Origin of the sequence: Rosistilla ulvae, from assembly GCF_007741475.1 — a bacterium.
In the GTDB taxonomy this organism is placed as follows: Bacteria; Planctomycetota; Planctomycetia; order Pirellulales; family Pirellulaceae; genus Rosistilla; species Rosistilla ulvae.
Genome location: NZ_CP036261.1, coordinates 1,811,724 through 1,830,843, shown reverse-complemented (window position 1 = coordinate 1,830,843; position 19,120 = coordinate 1,811,724). Strand labels below are relative to the sequence as shown.

16 protein-coding genes are annotated in these 19,120 nt (G+C 58.0%); 11 read left to right on the top strand and 5 right to left on the bottom strand.

What is annotated here, in order from left to right; all coding sequences use genetic code 11:
• Positions 1 to 127: 127 nt before the first annotated feature.
• Complete coding sequence (locus tag EC9_RS06640; protein ID WP_145343412.1) at positions 128 to 502, top strand: VanZ family protein; 375 nt, start codon at positions 128 to 130, stop codon at positions 500 to 502.
• 12 nt (positions 503 to 514) lie between these two features.
• Here the strand turns inward: EC9_RS06640 and EC9_RS06635 are convergent, their stop codons facing one another.
• A complete protein-coding gene (locus EC9_RS06635) occupies positions 515 to 2,740 on the bottom strand; it encodes a serine/threonine protein kinase (protein WP_145343410.1) in 2,226 nt (741 codons plus the stop codon).
• Between the two features lie 166 nt (positions 2,741 to 2,906).
• Between EC9_RS06635 and EC9_RS06630 the strand changes: the two genes are divergently transcribed.
• Positions 2,907 to 4,007 (top strand): amidohydrolase family protein, encoded by a 1,101-nt coding sequence (locus EC9_RS06630; protein ID WP_246105992.1) that lies wholly within the window; start codon positions 2,907 to 2,909, stop codon positions 4,005 to 4,007.
• A gap of 168 nt (positions 4,008 to 4,175) precedes the next feature.
• Here the strand turns inward: EC9_RS06630 and EC9_RS06625 are convergent, their stop codons facing one another.
• On the bottom strand, positions 4,176 to 5,261 hold the full coding sequence (locus tag EC9_RS06625) for an FHA domain-containing protein (RefSeq protein ID WP_145343406.1): 1,086 nt from the start codon (positions 5,259 to 5,261) through the stop codon (positions 4,176 to 4,178).
• Positions 5,262 to 5,625: 364 nt separating this feature from the next.
• On the opposite strand from EC9_RS06625, the gene EC9_RS06620 reads away from it, so the two are divergent.
• The 5 genes from EC9_RS06620 (at position 5,626) to EC9_RS06600 (ending at position 11,712) form a co-directional block, all read left to right on the top strand.
• Positions 5,626 to 6,702: a mannose-1-phosphate guanylyltransferase gene (locus EC9_RS06620; protein ID WP_145343404.1), complete on the top strand. Its 1,077-nt coding sequence runs from the start codon at positions 5,626 to 5,628 to the stop codon at positions 6,700 to 6,702.
• A gap of 183 nt (positions 6,703 to 6,885) precedes the next feature.
• On the top strand, positions 6,886 to 7,188 hold the full coding sequence (locus EC9_RS06615) for a hypothetical protein (RefSeq protein ID WP_145091749.1): 303 nt from the start codon (positions 6,886 to 6,888) through the stop codon (positions 7,186 to 7,188).
• A gap of 63 nt (positions 7,189 to 7,251) precedes the next feature.
• A complete protein-coding gene (locus EC9_RS06610) occupies positions 7,252 to 8,946 on the top strand; it encodes an ABC1 kinase family protein (protein ID WP_145343402.1) in 1,695 nt (564 codons plus the stop codon).
• A gap of 132 nt (positions 8,947 to 9,078) precedes the next feature.
• Positions 9,079 to 10,425: a magnesium transporter gene (gene mgtE, locus EC9_RS06605; RefSeq protein WP_145343400.1), complete on the top strand. Its 1,347-nt coding sequence runs from the start codon at positions 9,079 to 9,081 to the stop codon at positions 10,423 to 10,425.
• A 195-nt stretch (positions 10,426 to 10,620) separates the two neighbouring features.
• A complete protein-coding gene (locus tag EC9_RS06600; RefSeq protein ID WP_246105991.1) occupies positions 10,621 to 11,712 on the top strand; it encodes a ferrochelatase in 1,092 nt (363 codons plus the stop codon).
• Here EC9_RS06600 and EC9_RS06595 read toward each other — a convergent pair whose 3' ends face one another.
• Positions 11,713 to 13,635 (bottom strand): sulfatase-like hydrolase/transferase, encoded by a 1,923-nt coding sequence (locus EC9_RS06595; protein ID WP_218934635.1) that lies wholly within the window; start codon positions 13,633 to 13,635, stop codon positions 11,713 to 11,715.
• Positions 13,636 to 13,922: 287 nt separating this feature from the next.
• Between EC9_RS06595 and EC9_RS06590 the strand changes: the two genes are divergently transcribed.
• From EC9_RS06590 to EC9_RS06575, 4 genes are all read left to right on the top strand, one after another.
• Positions 13,923 to 14,675 carry a flagellar hook-basal body protein gene (locus EC9_RS06590; RefSeq protein ID WP_145118715.1) on the top strand — a complete coding sequence of 251 codons (753 nt, stop codon included), beginning with the start codon at positions 13,923 to 13,925 and terminating at the stop codon, positions 14,673 to 14,675.
• A gap of 12 nt (positions 14,676 to 14,687) precedes the next feature.
• Positions 14,688 to 15,494 carry a flagellar basal-body rod protein FlgG gene (flgG, locus tag EC9_RS06585; protein ID WP_145343396.1) on the top strand — a complete coding sequence of 269 codons (807 nt, stop codon included), beginning with the start codon at positions 14,688 to 14,690 and terminating at the stop codon, positions 15,492 to 15,494.
• Positions 15,495 to 15,523: 29 nt separating this feature from the next.
• On the top strand, positions 15,524 to 16,618 hold the full coding sequence (flgA, locus tag EC9_RS06580) for a flagellar basal body P-ring formation chaperone FlgA (protein WP_145343394.1): 1,095 nt from the start codon (positions 15,524 to 15,526) through the stop codon (positions 16,616 to 16,618).
• A gap of 62 nt (positions 16,619 to 16,680) precedes the next feature.
• Complete coding sequence (locus tag EC9_RS06575) at positions 16,681 to 17,475, top strand: flagellar basal body L-ring protein FlgH (RefSeq protein ID WP_145343392.1); 795 nt, start codon at positions 16,681 to 16,683, stop codon at positions 17,473 to 17,475.
• Positions 17,476 to 17,496: 21 nt separating this feature from the next.
• Here EC9_RS06575 and EC9_RS06570 read toward each other — a convergent pair whose 3' ends face one another.
• Positions 17,497 to 17,904 carry a carboxypeptidase-like regulatory domain-containing protein gene (locus tag EC9_RS06570; protein ID WP_145343390.1) on the bottom strand — a complete coding sequence of 136 codons (408 nt, stop codon included), beginning with the start codon at positions 17,902 to 17,904 and terminating at the stop codon, positions 17,497 to 17,499.
• Between the two features lie 59 nt (positions 17,905 to 17,963).
• Positions 17,964 to 18,923, bottom strand: coding sequence for a DUF1559 domain-containing protein (locus EC9_RS06565; RefSeq protein WP_145343388.1), 960 nt, complete (start codon positions 18,921 to 18,923; stop codon positions 17,964 to 17,966).
• Positions 18,924 to 19,120 lie beyond the last annotated feature (197 nt).

Genomic DNA, 19,120 nt, shown 5'->3' with positions numbered 1-19,120 from the left:
TGTTAAACCGAACCAATCACGCGTTCCAGGATAGTTACCCAGTCAGGTTTGGGGTGCGATCGTCGCCAAAATTGCAGACTTTTCTGGGTGGCGACAGCGCTCGGCTCTTCCATTTCCAAAGGTTTCCATGAACGCATCCCCAGTCAAACAGCGCGGCCCCGAATCTTTTCTCTGGAAATTGATGGCGGTTTGTTGCGTTTTGGGCGCTTTCCTGATCCCTTTGCCCGCCGGTTCGCCACGTCTCGACCAGCTCTACAACCTGTCGCATCTATTGGTTTTTGGCGGGTTGGCTTATTTTTTGATGCGGCAATTCCCCAGTTGGGGCTTCCTGCGAAAAGTCGCATTCACGCTCAGCAGCGTGCTCACGATCGGGGTTGGAATCGAACTGATTCAGCCTTATTTCGGTCGCCGTGCCAGTTTTCACGACGTCGTCAACGATCTGATCGGCGGAGTTGTCGGGATCACGATCGCAGCGGCATTTCGCTGGGTTCGCGCATCGTAGCGAACCGCTGAATCATCCGCGCACGGAGACCGTTTCCTGCATCGCAACGGGGAGCGTCGAATCGGAAGCGGGTTCCTCGCTGGTTGTCGCCCGATTGGCTTTGCGGACAAGATACCACATCGCGCCATTGACCAAAAGAATCGCGACCGCTGCGATAACTCCTTCGACGATCAGCTTGTTGGTCAGACTTTCAACCCGCGCAATCGTCTTGCTTAATCGAAACTGAACCAACACCATCCAATCGGTTTGCCCCGCGCTGCCGTCTCCCGATTTCGGCAACTGGACCGGTTGCACTGCTGCGATCCAATTGCCTTTAAAGTCTTGGCCACCATGGGCTGCGGCGATCGGATCGTGGTAATTGATGTCCCCGCCGACCAACAGTTCGTCGAGGACCGCGTTGCCAACCTGAAACCGCTCATCCTGATGCCCTTGATGCTGCGATTGATGGTTCTGCATCCATGGATGCTGCAAAATTGTCCCTCGCAACGGCCCCGGTCGAGCGTCGACCAAGACCCCGATCACGTCGTATTCATCGTCTTCGCGCACCCGAAATTGTTCGAAGTCGCCAAAGTTGGTGGTGGCCACCAAGACGCCGTCGATCTGGTCGTCGCGGCTGCTGGAGTCGTCCAGGTTGGGCAATCGGATCGGTGTGCTAACCGCAACCTTCCAGACTCCCGTCGCGGTGCTCTGGAACGCCGTCGATAGATGAGTCTGCCGAATGACCTGGTCGATCTCCGCAGGAGGCGTTCCCTTGGGAAGGTCTTCCTTGAGACCGGTGAAGTAGGTCCGGAAGGCGTAGTTGCGGCCCCGGCTGTTGGTTCTGCGAGTGATCGGTGCCGAATGCGCAAATCCGATCATCGTTCCTTGGCTGTCGGTGACAAACATCGTCGCCAACTTGGGAACGCCCGGATGAGTTTCGGCAAGCTGGTTGTAGTGATCCAACCGCTCCGTTAGATAGTCTTCCAACGGTTGTCCCAACTGCTGATCTAGAATTTCGTCGCGCGCCGCCTCGGGCTGCTGCTGTGCCGCGATCTGCGCTCGCAACTCCTTCAACCTCGGCTGCTGCAATGCATCGGACAAGGTTTCGGCAAGCTCGGGACTGGAAGCTTCCGCCGACACGAGATCGAAATAAGAACGCAGTTCGATCTCTAGCGCGCGGGCTTTTTCACCGGCGACGCTCAGGTTCGTCTTGCTCCGTTCTTCGCGCATCGCCGTCGTAAATTGTTTGCCCGTTTCGCGGATGCTACGGATCGCGTACAGCCCCATCGCGGTCAGCAGCAGCAGCGGGCCGACAAGTCCCAGCAGAATCAATGGCCGGCGAGCTCTGGACGCATCGCGTTCATCGATCGCTTCGACCAATTGCTGGACGTTGGCAAACCGATGTTCGGGTTCGGGATCCAAACAACGCTGGATGATCTGGGCCAGTCGGCGATCGACTCCCGCAACTTTTTCATGCCCCGTTGGCGGCCCCGACTGACAAATCACATCGCGATATTTTTCGAGCCGTTTGTTCAGCGAACCGGCGGTGTCGATTTGATCCAGCAGCGTCCCTTCGCGATGCGGCGCCGTGCCGGTCAACATCCGGTACAAGATCGCCCCCAGACCGTAGACGTCCCAGCGGACATCGGGCGACGCATCGAGATCGGCTTGTTCGGGAGCCATATAAAACAGCGTTCCCAGCGCCGGAGACTGTTCGTGCGACAGCCGGCTCTGCCCGAAATCAGCCAGCCGCGGGCGCAGTTCTTCGTCCAGCAAGACATTGGCTGGCTTCAAATCGCAATGCAGGATCCCCTTGCCGTGGGTATGGTTCATGCCGATGCAGATCTCGCGGAACAACTGCACCGATCGTTCGACCGGCAGGCGGCCGCGCTTGTGCAACAGATCTTCTAGCGATCCGTTTTCGATCAGCTCCATCACATAATAGGGCGGCTCGCTGTCCCAACCGACTTCCAAGACTTGCACGATGTAGCTGTCGGCGCTAAGCGCAACCAGATTCTTGACCTCGCGACTCAACAGCGACCAATTGACCCCACCGCGATGCAGATAGAATTTGATCGCCACAGGGCGTCCCGTATTGAGGTCCCGCGCCACCCAAACCTGACCAAACGCACCGGCACCTAGGAATCGCTCGATACGATATCCTGGTACTTCGGCTGGTGGCGTCGTCGTTTGCAAGCTCAGCTTCAGAGCGTCCTGCTGCTCGCCCGTCGACTGTTGCTCGGTATAATCATCTGCCATTTACAGTGCAATTCCTTTGAATCCGTGGATCACAATGTCTCTGGCTCGCATTCTATCACTTTGTTGCGCGATCGGCTTGACCACCGTTTGGTGGGTCCCCTCAGTCGATGCACAACAACCTACAACATCTCCCGACGAAACCGATTCGCCTCAGGAACCGCTTTTAATGCCACTGGATGGCCGCGACGGGCGCGAGCTACTGTTGCGCAACTTCCGTCCGAAATCGCGGCTCCGCGTACCCGAAAATCCTCGCGACGCGGCCAAGTTCCCTGTCGTCGATGTCCACACGCATCTCTCCTATCGTTTGAAAGATGATCCCGAAGCGCTCGACGCGTTTGTCGAATTGATGGACCGCAACAACATCGCCGTCTGTTGCAGCCTCGACGGCCGCCTGGGCGATAAATTGCAGCAGCACATGCGTTATCTGTGGACCAATTATCGCAACCGCTTTGTGATCTATGCCAACATCGATTGGCAAGGCTTGGGGGAGCCCGATGCCCCGGAGACTTGGGCCTGCAACCAACCGGGGTTTGTTCGCCAAACGGTGATGCAGTTGGAAGCGGCAGCGGAACAGGGCGTCAGCGGTCTGAAGATCTTCAAGGGCTTTGGGCTGGGATACCGCAGCGAGGATCGCAATCTGTTGGCGATCGACGATTTCCGGTGGGATCCGATCTGGGAGGCGTGCGGCCAACTGGGACTGCCGATCATCATGCACGTCGCCGACCCAGCCGCCTTCTTCGATCCGATCGACCCGCAGAACGAGCGTTGGGAAGAACTCAGCCGCCATCCCGACTGGAGTTTCCACGGCGATGACTTCCCGTCGCGCGAGGCCTTGCTGGAGGCCAGAAACCGCGTGATTGAGCGGCATCCGAAAACGAAGTTTATCGGCGCCCACGTGGCGAACAATTCGGAGGATCTAGAGACCGTGGCCGCGTGGTTGGATCGCTATCCCAACCTGTCGGTCGAATTCGCATCGCGGATCGGCGAATTGGGACGCCAGCCCTATTCGGCCCGCGACTTCATCATGCAATATGCCGATCGCGTGATGTTCGGAACCGATGGTCCCTGGCCCGAGACGCGGATCCGGCTGTACTGGCGTTTTCTGGAGACCCGCGACCAATACTTCCCGTATTCGGAGAAAGAGTTCCCGCCCCAGGGGCTGTGGCAGATTTATGGCCTCTACCTACCCGACGACGTTTTGCGAAAAGTCTATTCGGAAAACGCAGCTCGGTTGATTCCAGGCGTCCGTCAGCGACTCGGTTCGTAGCACGCAAACTCCCTTCCTCAAACGACGCTGCGCTCGTCCGCCCCCTTCCCTAGAAACTTTGATTAGGGGAGGTGGAAGTATAGGCTGCTGCAGTCGCAAAACGTCGACTTGCGCCAGCCAGGGGCGCGAGTCCCCGGGCTTCTACCTACCGCGAGTTCGCCGCCACTTCTATTCCTGGAACAGCGCGTGTTCGGTGCGCGGGTCGTGGATCAGATTGCTGTAGAACGAATACGATGTGACCCCCAGCCCGACGACGACCGCGAGGATAATCGCCCGCGTGGTCCACCAGTGGTTGTCTTGTTTGCCGAGCCGTTGCAGCAGCGAGGGTTGGGCGGCGCGGGCTTGCTTCCGTTTCGCTTTGGCGATCCGCTTGGCCAACGCCCGATCCGCTTTCGCTTTCTGCTTTCGCTGCGCCGGAGTCATCTCCGCCATCGGCGTTTCGGGCGCGTCGCCAAACAGCCCCTCTTCTTCGGCGGCGGCTTGAGCTGCTCGACGCTCGGCTTCGAGCTGCGACCGCAACCGCGGCTTCTCGCTCTCGGGAGTCTCTTCGATCACGCCGGTCAATATCTGCCGAAGTCCCTTGGCGGCAGCTTGATCGCTGGTCGGTCGCCCAAAACGCATCTCGATACGCGAACCGGAACTTGGATCCTCGCTGGTTCCAATCTCCGAATCGGTATCCGAATCGGAGGTTTCAAAGTCGTCCGAGAGCAGCTCGGCCAACTCCGCCTCCTCGGCTTCTTTGCGTCGACGGTGATCCGACTGGATCTTTTCGATTCGTTCCTGGCGATCGGCTTCGTCCAGTTCGTCCAACAGCGCCGCGAGATCCATCTCGTCGAACGGTTCGGGGCTGACACTCCGCTCTGCCGTCGCGGCGTCCTGCCGTTCGGCGACATCGCTCGCTAGATCTTCGACGTCGAACTCGGCAGGGCAATCGTCTCCCCAGCTCGGCTTCGCTTCGCTCACTTGGACGGAAAACTTCGCCTTGCCGAGCGAGATCTGGTCGCCGTCGCGAAGCCGGCGTTTGCGGTCGGGGGAGAGTCGAACGTCGTTGACCAGAGTCCCCAGGTGGCTGCCGAGGTCCTGGATCCAAACCTTTTCATCGCTGCAGATGATCGCGCAATGCCGCCGGCTGACCGAACGCGTCTTGGGCCGAACTTGGCACCGACGACTGCGACCGATCAGGCTGATCCCGGGTTTGATTTTGATGCTCAGCGCAGCCTTTTTGCCTGCCGAAACTACCAAACTGGTTCGCATGGGGGCGTTTGCTCTAAGGGGTTCGATGGCGGTTGGCACTGAGGTTCATCACAAGGTTAGCAAAATGGAAGTGAAAAAGTTCCGAGACCCGCGGGGCTGCCCCAGAGGAGGTGCCTGTGTAACCTATAAATTGTCCGGTACTCAACGGGCCAAGCCCCACCAGCGGCCCTGAAGTGCCTGTATTTTCGCTTGCTGACGGGGCATCAGCGGCAGGCTCGACCAGTGGTTTCCGCGACAGCCAATGGGGGTGTGAAGTTCTTGTTAAAGTTGGCGTTGTGATCTCGTCTTGCAATTCGCTGAACCAGCTGGCACGATTGTCGCCAGCACTCATTAACCCAATTCAACGCACGAAAAGAGACTCCCAATGTTGCATGCAGTCATCATGGCCGGTGGCAGTGGAACGCGGTTCTGGCCCGCCAGCCGCCGATTGATGCCCAAGCAGATGCTGACTTTGGTCGGTGACCAAACGATGATGCAGGCAACGGTCGATCGCTTGAACGGCTTGGTTCCCGCCGATCAGATCCGCGTGATCACCAACGCGGCTCTCGTCGACAAGATCGCCGAACAATTGCCCGCTCTGCCATCGCAGAACATCGTCGGTGAGCCCTGCAAACGCGATACCGCTCCCTGCGTCGGCTTGGCTGCGGCGATGGTCGCCAAGCAGGATCCCGATGGGATTATGGCGATGTTGCCCGCCGATCACGTGATCTCCAGCAACGATCAATTCCAAGCGGCGCTGCGTCGCGGCGTCGACCTCATCGAACAGGACCCGCAGCGGATCGTGACCTTTGGGATCACGCCCAGCTATCCCGCCGAATCGTTTGGATACATCGAGCGCAGCGAGCCGATCGATTCGGATTCGCCAGCCGCCTACAGCGTCGCCCGGTTCCGCGAGAAACCGAATCGCGCCACCGCCGAAGAGTATTTGGCGTCGGGATCGTTCTACTGGAACAGCGGGATCTTCCTGTGGCGTGCTTCGACGATCCTCGATGCGCTGAAACAGCACCAACCAGCGATGTATGAACACATCATGGCGATCTCCGACGCGATCGGGACCGACCAATTCCCGCAAGTCCTGCAGGAACGTTTTACTGCGATCGAGGGGATCTCAATCGATTTCGCAGTGATGGAGAAGCACGAACCGATCGTCGTGATCGAAGCTCCATTCAGCTGGGACGATGTCGGCAGCTGGCAATCGCTGGCCCGAATGAACCCCAGCGATGCCGATGGCAACACCGTGCTGGGCAAGCATCTGGGGATCGATACCAGCGGAACGATCATCCGCAGCGAAGGGGGACACACGATCGTCACGATCGGCGTCGAAGATCTGATCGTCGTGCAAACCAAAGACGCTACTCTGGTTGCTCCCAAAGCGGCTGAAGAACGAGTTCGTGAAGTCGTCCGGCAACTGACCGAACAAGGGCTCGACGAGCTGCTGTAGCGGCTCGCTGCCGAGCGGCCGACGAATTGCCGACCACTGCCCAACCAGGGCCCGTGGCGGCTCGATGCATCGTTTTTCGCGGGTCTGACGCACTAGTCAACAGATTCCCAATGCGTTAGCATACTTCGGGTCCGAACAACGCCCAAATTCCTACACCTTCACTCCAACCCCTGCTAATCGCCAATGGCCAAGTCACGCGGTTCTAACCTTAAACGCGCTCGCGACGAAGCGGATGCTTTCGAAGCAAAGGAAGCCGAAGCTCCCGTCAAGAAAAAGGCCAAAGCGAAACGCAAGACGAAGAAGAAGGTTGCCGTCGAAGCACGCATGAAGCTGTATTGGGGCGTCTTCAGCCAGAGCCTCAAGCGGGTTGCTGTCTTCGAATTCGACCAGAAGGAAGAAGCGGAAAAACGCTGCAAAGAACTCGGCAAAGGGGGCAAAAGCCCTCACTTTGTCCAGAAGGTCAAAGAAGAGATCGTCGAAGAGTAGACCTTCCGCAGCAAGTGATCTGGTGCGGATTACAATGGAGGCTCTCGCTTCCGTCGGATATGCATGAAGATCACATCGATTCCACAACTGTATCGCAATCTGCGTCGATGCCAGGAAATTCTTGGCGTCCTGAATCGTTATGGCTTGGCCGGTTGGCTGAGTCATTTTCCGAAGACGCCATTCAGCGATATCTTAAAGGATCCGCAAGGGACCCCGCTGTCCCAGCACTCCCGCGAAGTCCGGATCCGCCTGGCCCTAACCGAACTCGGCCCCACGTTTATCAAGCTGGGGCAGATTCTTAGCGCCCGCCCCGATCTCGTCGGCCCCGCCTTGGCGACCGAACTGCGTCAGCTGCACGCCAGCGTCCCGCCCGATCCACCGGAAATCGTCGAAGCGACGATGCGAGCGGAGTTAGGCGAACAGTTCGAACTCCACTTTGCTGAATTCGATCCCGTTCCAACCGCTGTTGCGTCGATCGGTCAGGTCCATCGCGGTCGCTTGATCGATGGGTCCGATGTGGCGGTCAAAGTCCAACGCAAGGGAATCGAAAGCACGATCCTTCGCGATCTGGATGTGCTGTCGGGGTTCGCCCAACTGGCTCAACGCGTCAGCTCGCTGGCGGCCTGGGGCCCGGCTGAAATGGTCGCTCAAATGGGGCCGATGTTGCGTCGCGAGCTCGATTTCGAACGCGAACTGCAGAATATGCGGCTGTTCGGTGGATTCTTGGCCAACGATCCCAAGGTCCATGTCCCCAAGACCTTCGACGCGCTGTCGACCCATCGCGTGCTGGTGATGCAGTGGATCGATGGCGTCTCGCTGACAAAGTTCTCCGACCAGCCGCCGCCAGCGTGCGACCGCGAACAACTGACGCAACGGATCGCCCAGTGCTACATGCAGATGCTGTTTGTACACGGCACCTTTCATGCCGATCCGCATCCGGGAAACCTGCTGGCGATCGGCAGCGACGAATTGGGGATCCTCGATTTCGGAATGGTCGGCCGGATCGATGACCGTTTGCGCGAGACGATCGAAGAAATGCTGTATGCGATCTCCGCCAGCGATCAGATGCAGCTGACGCGGCTGATCAAGCGCGTCGGCAAAGCGCGCGAGGATATCGACGAGGCGGCGCTGTCGATCGATGTCGCCGAATATCTGTCGACCTACGGGCCTCAAGACCTCGATCGTTTCGATCTGACCGGGGCGCTGAACGATCTGTCGGAGATCTTGCATCGGCATTCGATCAAGCTGCCGCATCAATCGGCGCTGCTGTTGAAGATGCTGATCTCGCTGGAAGGGACGTTGCGCGAACTCGATGCCCGCTTCAGCACCTTGGAGATCATGCGTGGTTTCCTGCGCCGCGCGATGATGCGGCGGCTTTCACCGCGGCGGCGGTTGCGCCAAGCGCGGCGGATCTATATGGAAGCTGAAAACTTCCTGGAGGTTGTGCCGGACCAATTGGTCAGCATGTTGGAACAGGTCCGGCAGGGGCATCTGAAAGTCAATCTGCAGCATCGCCGGCTCGGGCCGCCGGTGAATCGATTGGTGTTGGGGATGCTGGCCAGCGCGCTCTTTCTCGGTTCGTCGCTGCTGCTCAGCCGTGAAGTTCCGCCGCTGTTGTTCACCGAACCGTGGCGGTTCGGCCTGCATAACATCAGCCTGGTCGGACTGATCGGGATTTCGATCAGCTTGCTGGTGATGATGCGATTGATCCGAGCGATCGGCCGAACGGGGCACTTGGACGACCGCGATTCGGACTAACCAACCGATCGCTTCGCCAGGGCACCTCTCCTTGCACAGCTGGCGTTTTTCTGAGAACGTGCTTTGTACCGATTCAGTGACCGTGTGCGCACTTGAACTTCGGCTCGTCTAACCGGCTTGGAAGCAAACATCATGAATCATTTGCAGCTCGACCCCGCAACGGAAGACGAAGCCCCGGAAGCTGCGGGGATTGCCGAGATCGCGAACCTTGTTGCAACGGGCGAGATGGCTGATGCCGTGGTCGCGTTGGATCGGCTGTCCCCCGATTCGCAAGCCGAAGCTGTCGCCAGCCTAACGCCCGAGCTCGCTGCGAATTTGATGGAGCATGTGGTCGAAGCGAGTGCTGTCGAGATCATCGATCACCTGCCGACCAGCGTCGCCGCGCTGATCCTCGACGAGGTGACCAGCGATCACCGCGCCGACCTGATCGCCGAACTGTCCGAAGCCAACGCCGCGGAGATCATCGACCAGATGACTCCCGAAGAGGCGGCCGACGCGCGGACGTTGATGCAATACGCATCGGACACCGCCGGCGGTCTGATGATCACCGAATACGTCAGCTTTCAAGCCGACCAAACGGTCCGCGATGTGATCGAGGACCTCGCCGAAAACGCGGATGAATACCGGCATTACGACATCCAATATTCGTTTGTCTGCGATGGCGAGCGGTTGGTCGGCGTGCTGCCGCTGCGAGATCTGCTCCTCTCTAAACGCGCCACTCCGCTTCGCGACATCATGGTCGCCAATCCGATCTCGGTGCTCGATACGATGTCGTTGGACGATGTCGAAGACTTGCTCGAATCGCACGCCTTTCTAGGCGTTCCGGTGATCGATGCCCAAGGCGATTTGCTGGGCGTCGTGCAGCGAGCCGCTGTTGAATACGCCCGCAGCGAACAACAACGCAGCGACTATTTGAAGAGCCAGGGTATCGTAGGTGGCGAAGAGGTGCGTAGTCTGCCGCTGCTGGATCGCAGCAAGCGGCGACTTTCATGGCTGAGCGTCAACATCTTGCTGAATATCATGGCGGCAAGCGTGATCGCTTTCTTCCAGGACACGCTCGAATCGGTGATCGCCCTGGCGGTCTTCCTGCCGATCATCTCCGACATGAGCGGCTGCAGCGGCAATCAAGCGGTCGCCGTGAGTATGCGAGAACTCTCCCTCGGGTTGGTCAAACCGAACGAAGCCCTCCGCGTTTGGTTCAAAGAGATTTCGGTTGGCATCCTCAACGGCTTCACGCTCGGATTGCTGATCGCCACCGCGGCGATGCTGTGGAAAGGGGACGCGATGCTCGGCTTTGTCGTTGGATTCGCGCTCTGCATGAACACGATGATCGCCGTCTCGTTTGGCGGCGTGGTTCCGCTGATTTTGAAACGAGCTGGGGTTGATCCGGCGATCGCATCGGGCCCGTTGCTGACGACGATCACCGATATGTGCGGCTTCTTCTTGGTCCTCGGCCTGGCCAGCCTGTTGCTTGTGTAGCGTCGGTTTGGCGGGTGAGAACAATCGGATCGAACTTCTCGTTGAAATTGAGCTTCGATGAAGTTGTCCGTTGGTGCGACGGCCGATTCGAAGGCATAATAGAATGATGTTGCGCCGTGGGCGATCGTCACGGTTAACGTTGTGATCGTCCCGCACACACCTTCCCTCTCCCATCTCTCATGGTTGTTCCACGACGTGCCAGTAACCGCTACCGATTTGACCAATGCAACGGCTCCGGCCCCCGAGAGTCTCGACGCCTTTTTGTTGATCTCCTTCGGTGGACCGGAGGGGCTCGAAGACGTCGTCCCGTTCTTGGAGAACGTGCTGCGAGGCAAAAACGTTCCGCATGAGCGGATGCTTGAAGTTGCCGAACATTACAAAAAGTTTGGCGGCAAGAGTCCGATCAACGATCAGAATCGCGAACTGTTGAGCGCCGTCCATCACGAACTGCGTCGCGCCGGCGTGCAGCTGCCGATCTACTGGGGCAACCGCAACTGGGAACCGACGATCGCCGACGCGTTGATGAGCATGCGCGACGACGGCAAGAAAAACGGAATCGCTTTTTTCACCAGCATGTTCAGCTGTTACAGCGGATGCCGCCAGTACCGCGAAAACATCGCCGACGCCCAAAAGCAGATCGGCCCCAACGCACCGACGATCGTTCGGCTGCGGTTGGGATTCAATCACCCCAGCTTTATCGAAGCGGTTGCCAGTCGCTTGAACGACGCTTTGGCCGCTTTCCCCGAAGCGGTTCGCGGCGAGGTGCCGGTCCTGTTCACCGCTCACAGCATCCCGATTTCGATGGCTGAAAACTGCAACTACGTGCAGCAGTTGACCGAGGCTTCGCGATTGGTCGCCCAACAGACCGGATCGGCTAATTGGGAACTGTGTTATCAAAGTCGCAGCGGCCCGCCGCAGGTTCCGTGGTTGGAGCCCGATATCTGCGACCGGATCGAAGCCTTGCATCAGCAAGCCGCCGCCGACGGCGGATCGCTCGATCGTTTGGTGATCTTGCCGATCGGATTCACATCGGATCACATGGAAGTCATCTACGACCTCGACGACGAAGCGGCCGCCCTTTGCAAATCGCTGGGGATCGAAATGCAACGCGCCGGGACTGTCGGGACGCATCCAAGTTTTGTCCGCATGATCCGCGAACTGGTGGAAGAGCGGATCGGTCGCCGCGACGGACGAGCGACTGCAGGCGAATTGCCCGCCTGCGAAGATGTTTGCCCGGCCGATTGCTGCACCTACACGCCGACTCGCCCCGGCCGGCCGCGAGCTTGATCAAGGCCGCTTTTTCGCTTTGCCCTGCGGCTGCTTCTTTTTTGCGATCGGCTGGAAGCTCGGATCCAGATACTCCAGCCGTCGCAGCGCCGCATCGTCGCTAGCCGTCAATTTTAAGCTTGCCAGCGACGCCGCGGTAATCTCGAAATCGACAGCCGTCGGGCCGTCTTGAAGCATCACGACCGTGTTCAGGATCTCCGCCGCTTCGAGTGGCGAAGTCGTCGATCGCAGCGCCTGCATGATCACCGGCCGCGGATCCTCCCCGGCGATCAGACTCAAGCTTTCCGCAGCCCTCACCCGGACCAAGCGGCTGGCGTCACCGACCGCCAGTCGGCGCAGAACGTCTGCCATCGATGCCGCCTGTTTGCCGTGACAGCTGCAAACGATGCAGCCCCAGTAGCGGAGCAGTTCATCCTCTGCGGCGAGCGTTTTAGCGATCGCCGGCGCCGCATCGAGGAACGGTTGCAAGCTGAGATCGGCGACATCCATTGCCGCCGCGATTCGCTCCTGCTGCCACTGACCAAACGCCACCGGGTTATCCATCGCTTGGTCGATCAGCACGCTCTCGGGAAACAGGCTGAGGTCGGGCATCTGCCGCATCCGTTGTCCCAATTGCGTTCGCAACTCCATCAGCACGTCGGCGTATCGAGGATCGCCGGCCAAGTTGATCGTTTCGTGCGGATCGGACTTCAAATCGTATAACGCTTCGACGCTGCGAGGTTGGAAAAATTGAGCCTGCACGGCGTTCAACTCGCCCGCCGCAAACAGATCTCTCCATTCCTGAAAGGCCAGCGATTTGTAGCGATAGTTGTTATGCAAGCCATCAAAATTAAACGGTTGGAAGCTGCGAACGTATTCGTAACGTCCCTTCCGCAGCGTCCGCACGAGGTCCCACTTTTCATCGAATCGGTCGGCGTAACCAAACGCTTCGTCGCGGCTGGCCAGTTCGGCGGCCGAGATCCCTGGTCCCAAAAACGGTTTACCGTCGACGCCTTGTGGCACGTCGACTGCCGCCAAATGAAGCAGTGTCGGGCCGAAGTCGATGAAGCTGACAAAGCCTTCGCTGCGGCTGCCTCGCGTGGCGTCGACAAGATGTTGGTACTTGGCCGGAATCCGCACGACCAGCGGAATGTGCAAACCGCTGTCGTAGGCGTAGCCCTTGCCGCGCGGCAACACTCCGCCATGATCGCCGAAGTAGAAAATGAAAGTCTCCTCCAACAGACCGTCCGCTTCCAATCGATCGACGACCTTGCCGATCTCTGCATCGACCTGCTGCATCAGATCGCGATACTTGGCGTTGGTGTAGCGGAAGGTCGGCGTGTCGGGATGGTAGGGAGCGACGAAGACGATTGCGGGATCGGTGGTCGTCGGGTTCTCCTCCATCGACTGACGCGAGAAATGCAGCCGGCTCTCGTGCGTCGTTCCGAACGACTGTTTATGGAAGAAGGGTTGGCCCGGTTTGCGGCCGCGCCAATTCGCTTTGCCCGACGACGCATCCCAGACGCCGGGACCTTCGATCGCGTTGTAATCTTTTTTGCTGTTGTTGGTCGTGTAGTAGCCGGCATCGCGGAGATAGGCGGGCCACATCCGTAACCCTTCGGGCATCGGAGCGGGCTGGCTGCGACGATGGAACTGCGTGCCGATCCGCGGCCCGTAACAACTTGTAATTAATGTCGTGCGAGCGACCGAGCAGACCGGCGCGTTGGAGAAGGCGTTTTCGAACAACAGCCCATTGGCGGCAAGGGCTTCGATATTTGGAGTCGCTGCGCCGTGAGGATCGAACATCTTCATATAGTGCATCGAATTGTCTTCGGAGATAAGGAAGACAAAGTTCGGTTGGTCGGCTCCGCGAGCCAACGAAAGGAGCGATGTCGATCCGAACGCAACCAGCAGCAATAACGCGCGATGGAGCAGCGATTTCATAAGGTTTCCGCCAATGGAAATTGTTTTGAAGAGGGCTGATCGCGATTGTAGCATTCCCGCTCAACCGATTGGGAACGCTATCAATCACATCGATCGGGGAGCCGCGTCGGCGATTGGTCGGCAGCTTGCCAAGCTGCTCTTGTCACTGAGTTCCCGAATCGATTAGAGACAAGTTTAACCTGCGAGTCACCGCGGCGCTTGAATGAAAATTTCAGAGCGCCGGTCGGCGTGGCTTTTGGGGAGAGGATACACGCCGGGGGGCGTTAGATCGAAGAGGCGAGAGCTCGATGCCCTACGGAATGTACATGTCGGCGGCCGGCGCCAAAGCGCAGAGCCATCGTTTAGAAGTGGTCAGCCACAACTTGGCCAATGTCAACACGCCGGGCTACAAAGCTCAGGCGCCGGTGTTGCAGGCTCGCTTTGCCGAATCGATCGAAGAATCGCTAAAAAATCCTGGCACCGGAGAGGTCGATGACGTCGGCGGCGGCGTCACGCTGCAGTCGACTGGCACGGAATTTCGCGAGGGACCGATCAAACAGACTGGCGTTCGCACCGATTTTGCGATCCACAACGCGTCGGACTTCTTCGTCGTCCAGCACGACGATCAACAGATGCTGACCCGCGCCGGGAACTTCTTGTTCAACTCCAACGGCACGCTGGTCAATCAAGGCGGCGATCCGGTGCTCGACACCGGCGGACGCCCGATTCAGATCGATCCTCGGCTCCCCTTCGATGTCACCGCAGGGGGACGGATCACCCAATCGGGCACCACGTTCGACCTGATGCTAGCGCGTCCGAACGGTTATGGCGATCTTTCGCGACAAGGCGAAAACCTGTACATGCCATTAGCTGAGTTTCAGCCGGTGGCGCCGACCGAACGCGAAGTCGCCAACGGCGCGTTGGAACAATCGGCGGTGAACCCGACGACCACGATGATGGAATTGATCGAAGCGTCGCGTGGTTATGAAGCCAATACCAAGATGATTCAGAACCAAGATCATGTGATGGGATCGTTGATCTCGCGCATTTTGCAAAGTTAATTGGAGCGATAGATGAGTGTCCAAACGCTATACACCGCCGCGACCGGTATGGACGCGATGGAAACCAAGTTGGATGTGATCGCCAATAATTTGGCGAATGTGAACACCACTGGGTTCAAACGCGATCGCGCGAACTTCGAAGATCTGTTGTATCGCAACGAGATCTATCCGGGCGTGCAAGATTCCAACCAAACACCCACGCCGACCGGGACGCAGATCGGGCTCGGCGTTCGCGTGATGAGCACGCAGACCGATCACAGCCAAGGAACCTTGGAACAGACCGGCCGCGAACTCGACTTTGGCATCGAAGGACGCGGCTTCCTGCCCGTCTTGGATCCACGCAGCCAGACGACCGTCTACACTCGCGCGGCGAATCTGGACGTCAATGCCAACGGGCAATTGGTCCTTGGATCGGCGCAAACGGGCCGCTTGATCGATCCACCGATCACGATCCCACAAGACGCAACGCAGATCCAAATCAGCGACACCGGAATCGTCTCGGTGCGGATCCCCGGAACCGTCGAACTGCAACAGCAGGGGCAGATTCAGTTGGCGCAGTTCGTCAATCCGGATGGCTTGCTGAAGATCGGTGAAAATCTGTATCAAGAGACCGAAGCATCGGGAACCAACCAGCTGAGCGAGCCGGGCAGCGATGGCGCTGGAGTGATTCGGCAGGGAAATCTCGAGGTTTCTAACGTCGAACCGGTCCGTGAGTTGATCGACCTGATCACCACACAGCGGGCGTTTGAGTTGAATTCGCAAGCCGTCCAGGCGGGCGACCAAATGATGCAAACCATCGCCAACCTACGTCGTTTCTAATCTTGGGATCTCTGATTATTACCTCCACGATGATTGCAGAACGCCACGGATTTCGCGGCTCAGGAACGCAGCGACGACCTGTCGCCGGCTGGCAACTGGTCTGCGCCGTCGGCGTTTGGCTTGGCCTGTTCAGCTCCGCTGCGTTCGCACAGCAGTCCGATCCGTGGACACTGCAGTTGAAGCCCAACGTCACGGTCACCTCGTCGATCGTGCGTGTCGAAGATGTGGTTCAACCGGTTTCGATCCCCGACAACGTCTGGGATCAGCTGCGCAAATCGACGGTTGGATTGATCCCCACCGATGGACGACCGCTACAGTTGATGCGATATCGTTTGGCCGAAGCGCTCAATCATTCCAAACTGGTCACCGCACCGATCCTTTGGGTCGGCCCCGAATCGACAAGCGTCCGATCCAATCCCGTCGTGCAAGTCGCTGCGAAAGTGGTCACCACGGTGGCGGAAGTCGCGCCGAAAGAAATCGATCCGCAGAGCAAACGCTTGATCGAGCGAGTTGTCGAAAAAGCGATGCAGGACTACGAAAACGACTTCGAATACAAGATCGATTGGGAACGACTGCCGATCGCCCAAGTCGAAGAGATCACCAGTTACCAACGCGTTGCTGTCCCCACGACGATCACCGCCGGTGTCGCTCGTTTTGTCCTGACATCGGCCGTGGAAGGAGAGAAGCGGGAGGTGCCCGTCTATCTGCAGATCAACGAATTGCCTCGCGCGATCGTCGCCACGCAGAACCTTTCCCGCGGGCAGATCATCGGTCCCAGTCAACTGCAATGGAAGGTGATAGATTCGACCGTCCGCAGCGATCATTTGGCTACCGACATGAGCCAGTTGATAGGCCAGGAAGTTAAACGGAACGTCCCCGCGGGGCGTTGGGTCCAACAGACCGATGTGGGACCGCCGATCTTGGTCCGTCGCAACGACATGGTCGAAGTCATGGTTGTCGGCGGGGCGATCGTGATTCGCACCGGCGGCAAGGCGATGGGCGAAGGTTCCGAAGGGGATCTGATTCAGATCGAAACGATCGAAGATCGCAAGCGGTTGTTGGCTCGCGTGATCAGCACAGGGCTGGTCGAGATCGTCACTCGCGCCCCGCAAGTGCAACGCTAATCGGTGCCCTGCGACACCAACTCCCAACCAGATAAACTCAGCAAAACCCAGGGAATCATCGAATGCTCAAAGCCATCTCATCGACGTGGTTTGTCGGTTTGCTGTTGGGTTGCGCTGCCGTAGCGGTAGCTCAAGAAAATCCATTCCCCCAAGTTCAATCGGGAATTGGGACCGAAGATATCGCGCCGCCGTCGAATCAAAACAGCGATCCCTATGATCGCGGCGCGGCGGCGCCTGATCCCTCTCGTGCCGCTCCATCGCAGGCTGCTGGCGCCCAATACACTCAGCGTTACGATGCGCCGTTGGGATTGCAATCGGCCAGTTGGACCTACATCCCGCCACCTCCCACACGCACGTTGCAGATGAACGACATCGTCACGATCCGTGTCGATGAAATCGCCCGCGTTCAAGCCGAGGGCTCCGCCTCGACGCGAAAGAACGGATTGTACGACACGCTTCTAAAAGACTGGATCAATCTTCGCGGTGGCAAACTTCAGCCCGATACGCATGAAGGTGGCGATCTCCGTCTGCAAGGGACCGTCAACAGTTTGTATCGGGCCGATTCGGAGATCGAGAGTCGCGAGGCGCTGTCGTTTAACATCGCCGCCCGCGTCGTCGACATTCGCCCCAACGGCAACTTGGTCGTCGAAGCTCACAAGACGATGTACGTGAATGAAAACGTCTGGGAGACGTTCCTCTCGGGCACCTGCCGCAGCGAGGACATCGGGCCGGACAACGTCGTCCTCAGCCGCGATCTGCTGGATCTGCAAATCCGCAAAAACGATCGCGGCCGGATGCGAGACGGCTACAAACGCGGTTGGTTCACGCGTTGGTTCGAAACGCTGCAACCGTTCTAAAGTTCGCCAACTCGTCAATGGTTACTTAGATTGCAGATCAAACGGAATTTCGTTGTCACCCGCAGCAACCGTAGCGGTTAGCTCCGTCTTGGAATGGTACTTCGCCGGCAGTAGTTCAGGCGTTGGCTCTTGGCTAGGATCGACCTCGGAAAAGGTCGTGATCCTCACCTGATGTGATCCAACTTTGGCTCCTGGCGTATCGAGATTAAAGTCCAAGACGTAGTTACCCTCCGCATCGGTCAGTCCATTCGAAGCGCGTCCTTCGGTCGGTTGAAAAACAATTTGTGCAGCGGGCAATGGCTCACCATCTAGAGTAACGACGCCCGTGACCTGGCCCAAATCGGGCTGATCCGAAGGCGGGCCTGAACATCCCGCGATCAAAGTTAGAGCACAGAGAAACGGAAACGCAGTAACAATCGGGAACTTCATCAAGCTAAATCCAGAATGGGACGATGTGCGAACAGATTTGCAGCAAGGCTAAATAAGACCTAAAAGGACGCGAGAACCTCTCCACCACGCGCGGATACCAACGCGTTTAGGACGCCGATTTGATCGACGTTCTCACTTAGGAATCGCACCGAACCATCGCACAGCATGATCATCGCCCCGCTGACATGCGAGCTGCCAGCACCGTTGCGAGTGACGCCTGGCGGCGTATCAGCAACAATCACGTTCAGACCACGATTATAGATGACGGCCCAGTAGGTATAGGTGTAAGTGTTCCAATAGGGTCCATTCCACTTTTCCCCACCTTTCTTTTGCAACGGAGCTTCGACAATCGCACATGTGTTGCTAGTGCCATCGGTGATGTCGCGGAAACGTGCGGCTCCATTGGGGCCCCAGACACCTTTTGCAGGATGGGTCTCTGCTTTCCACGACTTGGTCCAGGAAGGGTCATTTTGATGCGACACTAATGCGTAACTCGTTCGATAGGCAGTTTTTGCCATCGAAAATGAATGGTTGTCATCCCCCTGTTCTGGTCCCGGATCCGAAGGACACAAAAACGCGGCCACGGGACTGGTTACTAAGGCCAATTGATCTGTGGTTGGTGTCGCAGCGGCACAACCGTTGGCACCGACATATAACGATTTTCCACTTGGCAGACTGAAATTGAACTTCTCATACAAATTGTTGAGTTCCAGAAACGGCAACAACATCTGGTATGCCGTGTGATTCATGATCGGCTCCGAAGGTGCAACGGTATTACAGTTGGTACCTGGCAGGAGCGCTCCAGGCGGAAATGTTTTGAAGGTGTCGTGGTAGTTATGAACCGCCAATCCGATCTGTTTAATATTGTTCGAACACTGCATCCGGCGAGCCGCTTCGCGAGCCGCTTGAACAGCTGGCAGCAATAGTCCGACAAGAATACCGATGATCGCAATGACAACCAGCAATTCAACCAGCGTAAAACCGCGGCTGTTCAATCGGTTGTGTCGGAAACCAAACATGGCTAGGCCTTAAGTAAATGGTGACGTGTCGTTTCCAGGACGTTTCGACGTTGGAATTACACAGAAAACGGCCATAAAAATGCCGCATCAGAGAATACCCGCCCACGATAAACACTCCAAAGGCACTAGTCAATATGGTGACCCCACCAAGGAAGCATTACCCCACACTAAGGCAACCCCAGGGGCGCCCTGGCCCG